The sequence below is a fragment of the Streptomyces sp. NPDC054765 genome (genome assembly GCF_053612065.1).
On the sequence record NZ_JBSHBP010000078.1, the window covers coordinates 1 to 5,424 of the forward strand.

Annotated in this window: 3 protein-coding genes, 1 tRNA gene and 1 rRNA gene; 4 read left to right on the top strand and 1 reads right to left on the bottom strand. The window is 70.3% G+C overall.

Annotation, left to right across the window (positions count from 1 at the left end; all coding sequences use genetic code 11):
- The 3 genes from rrf to ACWGJY_RS32670 form a co-directional block, all read left to right on the top strand.
- A 5S ribosomal RNA gene (gene rrf / locus ACWGJY_RS32660) occupies window positions 1-77 on the top strand; the annotation flags it as partial.
- A 116-nt stretch (window positions 78-193) separates the two neighbouring features.
- The gene (locus tag ACWGJY_RS32665; RefSeq protein WP_453264492.1) at window positions 194-871 is read left to right on the top strand and encodes a DegT/DnrJ/EryC1/StrS family aminotransferase; all 678 of its coding nucleotides are present in this window, start codon (window positions 194-196) and stop codon (window positions 869-871) included.
- Between the two features lie 62 nt (window positions 872-933).
- A tRNA-Thr gene (locus ACWGJY_RS32670) sits at window positions 934-1,009 on the top strand.
- A gap of 217 nt (window positions 1,010-1,226) precedes the next feature.
- On the opposite strand, the gene ACWGJY_RS32675 is transcribed toward ACWGJY_RS32670, so the two are convergent.
- Entirely contained in the window at window positions 1,227-3,896 is a 2,670-nt protein-coding gene (locus ACWGJY_RS32675; RefSeq protein WP_453264493.1) for a SpoIIE family protein phosphatase, read from the bottom strand.
- A 344-nt stretch (window positions 3,897-4,240) separates the two neighbouring features.
- Here ACWGJY_RS32675 and ACWGJY_RS32680 point away from each other — a divergent pair.
- Window positions 4,241-5,424 (top strand): HAMP domain-containing protein (locus ACWGJY_RS32680; protein ID WP_453264494.1); only part of this gene is annotated, 1,184 nt, incomplete at its 3' end.

The following is a 5,424-nucleotide window of genomic DNA, read 5'->3' on the forward strand; positions in this document are numbered from 1 at the left end:
CGAACCCGGAAGCTAAGCCTTTCAGCGCCGATGGTACTGCAGGGGGGACCCTGTGGGAGAGTAGGACGCCGCCGAACAATTTTTCAGCTCCGGTCCCTGAACCTTTATGGTTCAGAGACCGGAGCTTTTTTGTTCTGATTTTCGGCTGGTGGGTGTAACTCGACGTTCATCTCGCCTGACCAGGATCCGTCTCATGCGGACAGTGGGAGCGCTCAAGTCGGCCGGTGTCAGTGCTGGTGACGAGGTCGTGGTGCCGGCGTACGGCAACGCCGAGGTGGCCCGAGCCGTGGTGGAGTTGGGCGCGGTGCCGGTGTTCGCCGATGTGGACGGCGACAGTTATTGCCTGGACCCGGCCGCGGTGTCGGATGTGGTGACCGGTCAGACGGCCGCTGTCGTGGCGATCCACCGGTTCGGGCGGCAGGCCGACGCCGGCTGGATCCGTGAAGTCGGTCAGCGGCACGGTCTGTTGGTGCTCGTGGAGAACGAACCCGGGGCGGACCCGGAGGGTGCGGATGTGCGGCGGGCGCACGCGTCGTACCTGGACGGCAGGCTCCGCGGCGTCTGGACGCCGACGCCGACGGCGGGGCACACCTACGAGGAGTACGTGGTGCGGGTGCCGGGCAACGGGCGGCCGGACCGGGATGCGTTCGCGCGGGCGCTGCGGGCCAAGGGCGTGCCGTGCAAGGTGCCCGTACTGGCTCCGGTGTACCGGATGCCGGGGCTGCGGCGGGATGTGTTTCTGCCACAGACCGAGCGGGCGGTGGACGAGACGCTGGCGCTTCCCGTGCACGCCGGTATGTCGCGGCGGGAGCTGCAGAAGATGGTGAGTGCCTGCAATGCGCTGGGCGGATTGCTGCAGCCGGCGTTTTAGCGAGTGCGGGTGGACGGTTCGAATCTGCCGGGGAGTTGGGGTAATATCTATTCCGTTGCCGCGCCCCAATAGCTCAGTCGGCAGAGCGTCTCCATGGTAAGGAGAAGGTCTACGGTTCGATTCCGTATTGGGGCTCCAGAAGACAAAGGCCCCCGCCATTTGGCGGGGGCCTTTGTCGTATGCGGCTGCGATGAGTGGGTGTGCCGGTTTCGCGGGGAGGGGGTAAGGGGCGGCTGTGGGGGGGCGGCGGAGCATGTACTGAGGCGTGAGCTGCACCGTACGGAAGGGTTGGTGGTGGCGGGGGAGCGGCCGGCCGGCTGTGAGCCGTTACGCCGGCCGCGTCCCCCACCAGGGGTCAGTCTGCCGGGACTTCGGGGACGCGCATGGCGAGGATGGCCATGTCGTCGGAGGCGGGCTCGGCGGCGAAGCGTTCCACGGCGCGCAGCACGCGGGCGGCGACGGCGCCGGCCGTCAGGCCCGTGCAGGTGGTCAGGACGTCGGTGAGGCCGTCGTCGCCGAGCATGCGGGTGCCCTCGCGGCGTTCGGTGACGCCGTCGGTGACGCACAGCAGGACGTCGCCGGGGTCGAGGGTGACGGTCTGTTCGTAGAGTTCGAGGTCATCCATGACACCCAGCAGGGGCTGGGGTTCGGCGGCCGGTTCGACCGTGCCGTCCTGGCGCAGCCGGAGCGGCAGGGGATGGCCCGCGCAGACGACCTTGAGGACGGCGCTGCCGTCGTCCTGGGGCCAGAGCTCGCCGTAAAGGAGCGTCAGAAAGCGGCTGCGGGCGCCCTCGTCGAGGATGGCGGCGTTGAGCCGTTCCAGGACGGCGGGTCCGCCGAAGCCCTCGCGGGCGAGGAGGCGGAGGGCGTGGCGGGCGAGGCCCGTGACGGCTGCCGCCTCCGGGCCCGTGCCGCAGACGTCGCCGATGGCGAAGCCGTAGGCACCGTCGCGGATCGGGAAGAGGTCGTAGAAGTCGCCGCCGACCTCGTTGCCCTCGCCGGCCGCGCGGTAGATGACCTCGACCTCCACGCCGGGGATCTCGGGCAGCTCCGGGGGCAGCAGGCTGCGCTGGAGGGACTGGCTGATGGCCGTGCGCTCGGAGTAGAGACGGGCGTTGTCCAGGGCCAGGGCGGCCCGGCGGGAGAGGTCCTCGGCCAGTTCCAGGATCTCCTGGCGGAAGTGCTCTTCGGTGGGCTTGCCGAGCGTGAGCATGCCGATGACGCGGTTGCGGGCGACGAGGGGCAGGACGACGGTCTCGCCGCCGACGGCGGAGGCAGTGGCGAGGGTGGCGCCGGGGCCGGTGGAGGGGCGGGCGGAGTTGCCCAGGCCCAGGCTGCGCATGGAGGTGCGCAGGGCGGCGTCGTGCGCGGCGTCGCTGGGTGCGGTCCAGACGCGGGCGCCGGGGGTGGGGACCGGCTCGGGCGGGTCGACCTTCATCAGCAGGGTCTTCAGGCCGTCGATGCGGTCCTCGTCCTCGTGCAGGACGTAGGAAAGCTCGGGCTCGGAGGCCTGGTCGGCGACGGTGTAGACGGCGCACCAGGTGGCCAGGGTGGGAACCGTCATCTGGGCCATCAGGGCCAGGGTCTGGTCGCGGTCGAGGGTGCCGGCGAGCAGGTCGGAGGCCTCGACGAGGAAGGAGAGGGAGCCGCGGCGCAGCTTTTCCAGTTCGGTCAGGCGGGCGCGTTCGACGGCGAGGGCGATGCGGTCGGCGGCGAACTGGAGCCGCAGCGCCTCTTCGTTCGTATAGCGGCCGGCGCCCTCCGCGGCGACCCCGAGCGAGCCGGTCAGCCGTCCCTCGACCTTGAGCGGGACGGTGACGACGGAGCGCATGCCCGTGCCGCTGAGGAGCGGGACGGCGCCGGGGACGGCGGTGAGGTCCTCGTGGACGGCGGGCATCCGGGCGGAGCCGTAGCGTCCGGATCCGGCCTCCACAGGGACGCGGGCGAACCGCTGGCGGGCGGAGGGCAGGCCCGTGGAGGCGCGTACCTCCAGTTCGGTTTCGTCGTCGGTGGCGAGGAGGAGGTAGGCGGCGTCGCCGTCGAGCATGTCGCGGGCGCGTTCGACGGTGCGCTGGAGCAGTCCGTCGAGGTCGTCGGGGGCCGGTGACCCGATGAAGACCTCGAACGGGTCGGAGGAGCGGCCCTCGGACTGCGCGGCCTGTGAGGCGGCGTCCGGGGCGGGGGTGCGCTGGGGGCTCTGCAGGATGGCGCGCTCGTGGTCGCGCACCAGCAGGCAGACCGTGGAGGCCTCGCCGTCGGCGTCGCGGACGCGCAGGTGGGAGGCGTAGACGGGGACGACCCGGCCGTCGGAGCCGCGGATCCCGTAGGAGCCTTCCCAGCGGGAGAGCTGGAGCGCCTCGACGATGCCGGTGCCGGTGCCGGGGGTGTGCGGCCAGGCGGCGAGGTCGGTGAGAGGTTTGCCGATGACCTGCTCGGCGTCGTAGGCGAAGAGGTCCTGGGCGTCTTCGTTCCAGAACGTGATGCAGCCGCCGCGGTCGATCTGGATCAACGCGACACGGACGCGGGGGTCGGTGACCGGGAGGGCGTCCACCGGCAGGGCGGGGCCTGCGGAGCGGGTGCCTGCCGGGCGCTCGGGCAGGTCGAGCTGGAACCATACGTGTTTTTGTGCGGCGGTGTACTCGACGCCCCAGCGGGAGGCCAGTGCCCCGCACAGCAGCAGTCCGCGGCCGCCCTCGCGGTCCGGGTGGACGACGACCTGGCCGGCGTTCTGGAGCGGGATCTCCCGTTCGGGGTAGCGGTCGGCGACGGAGATCCGTACGCCGCCGTCGTTGCGCAGACAGAGCACGTCGGCGGCGGTGCCGGCGTGCACCACGGCGTTGGTGACCAGCTCGCTGGTCAGCACCACGGCGTCGTCGACGATGTCGGCACAGCCCCAGCCCTGGAGGGTGTCCCGGACGAATGCACGGGCAGTGGCGACCGAGCGCCCGACCGGCTCGAAGGTTGCGGCGGCCCGCGCGGTGATCACTGGTCTCCTCATGCGTGTGTCGGTGATCTGCTCCCCCATGGTCGCGGCGCCCCTCCGAAATAAACCTGTTGTGCGTGCACCACCGCCCGTGCGGGATGGCCGGGGCGGGTGGACAGCCGTATGCCAGGTTACTTACCTTCGCCGCACCCGAGGATGCCGGTCACGTGTGTTTCCGCCCCAATCGTGCCCTGGGACGGTGTGCGATGCTGCCGAACTGTTATGGCCTGGTTGGGCCATGGTGAAACACTGGGCAAGTATCAAGAGAAAGCCCGGGTAGAACGGTCGACCCTTGCGGGAGGGACACGGTGGAGTCTGGCGCAGCGGCGCGGGGCGCAAGCACGCGCGCGAAAGGCGGACGATCCCGGAACAACGGGACGACCGAGGTGGATACGGCTGCGCTGAATCGGCTGTTGGTCGCTCTGGTGGCGATGCGGGACGGGAACTTCCGCAAGCGGCTCACGGTTTCCGGCGACGGCGTCATGTCGGAGATCGCGGCGGTCTTCAACGAGGTCGCGGATCGCAATCTGCATCTCACGGGCGAGCTGGCGCGGGTGCGCCGGGTCGTCGGACGTGAGGGAAAGCTCACGGAACGGCTGGAGGTCGGCGCCGCCGAGGGCTCCTGGGCCGCGGCCATCGACGCCTCGAATGCCCTGGTGGACGACCTCGTACGCCCCGTCTCCGAGGTGGGACGGGTGCTGTCGGCGGTCTCCGAGGGCGACCTCGAACAGCGGATGGATCTGCGGTCGCGCAGTTCGGACAGCTCTTCGGAGCATCCTCTGCGGGGTGAATTCCTCAAGGTCGGCCGTACGGTCAACGGGCTGGTTGACCAGCTCTCCGCGTTTACCGACGAGGTCACGAGAGTGGCCAGCGAGGTCGGTACGGAGGGCAAGCTCGGCGGCCAGGCGCGGGTGCGCGGAATGTCGGGTTCATGGAAGGATCTGACGGAATCCGTCAACACCATGGCCTCCCGGCTGACGGCGCAGGTGCGTGACATTGCTCTCGTCACCACCGCGGTCGCCAAGGGTGATCTGTCCCGGAAGGTGACGGTTCACGTCGCCGGCGAAATGCTCGAGCTGAAGAACACCGTCAACACGATGGTCGACCAGCTCTCCTCCTTCGCCTCCGAGGTGACACGCGTCGCCCGCGAGGTCGGTACGGAGGGTGAACTCGGCGGTCAGGCGCAGGTCCCCGGCGTTGCCGGCGTGTGGAAGGACCTGACGGATTCGGTCAATCTCATGGCCGGCAACCTCACCGCGCAGGTGCGCGGGATCGCGCAGGTCACCACCGCGGTCGCGAGCGGTGACCTGTCGCAGAAGGTGACGGTCAGCGCCCGCGGCGAGGTCGCGCAGCTGGCCGACACGATCAACACCATGACCGAGACGCTGCGCACCTTCGCGGACGAAGTGACGCGGGTGGCGAACGAGGTCGGTGCCGAGGGCCAGCTCGGCGGGCAGGCGCAGGTGCCGGGCGCGGCGGGGACGTGGAAGGACCTCACGGACTCCGTGAACACCGCGTTCCGCAACCTGACCGGGCAGGTGCGCAACATCGCCCAGGTGACGACCGCGGT

Coding starts and splice junctions, on each gene's coding strand:
- ACWGJY_RS32665 (WP_453264492.1), top strand. CDS start 194: ATGCGGACAGTGGGAGCGCTCAAGTCGGCCGGTGTCAGTGCTGGTGAC.
- ACWGJY_RS32675 (WP_453264493.1), bottom strand. CDS start 3,896: ATGGGGGAGCAGATCACCGACACACGCATGAGGAGACCAGTGATCACC.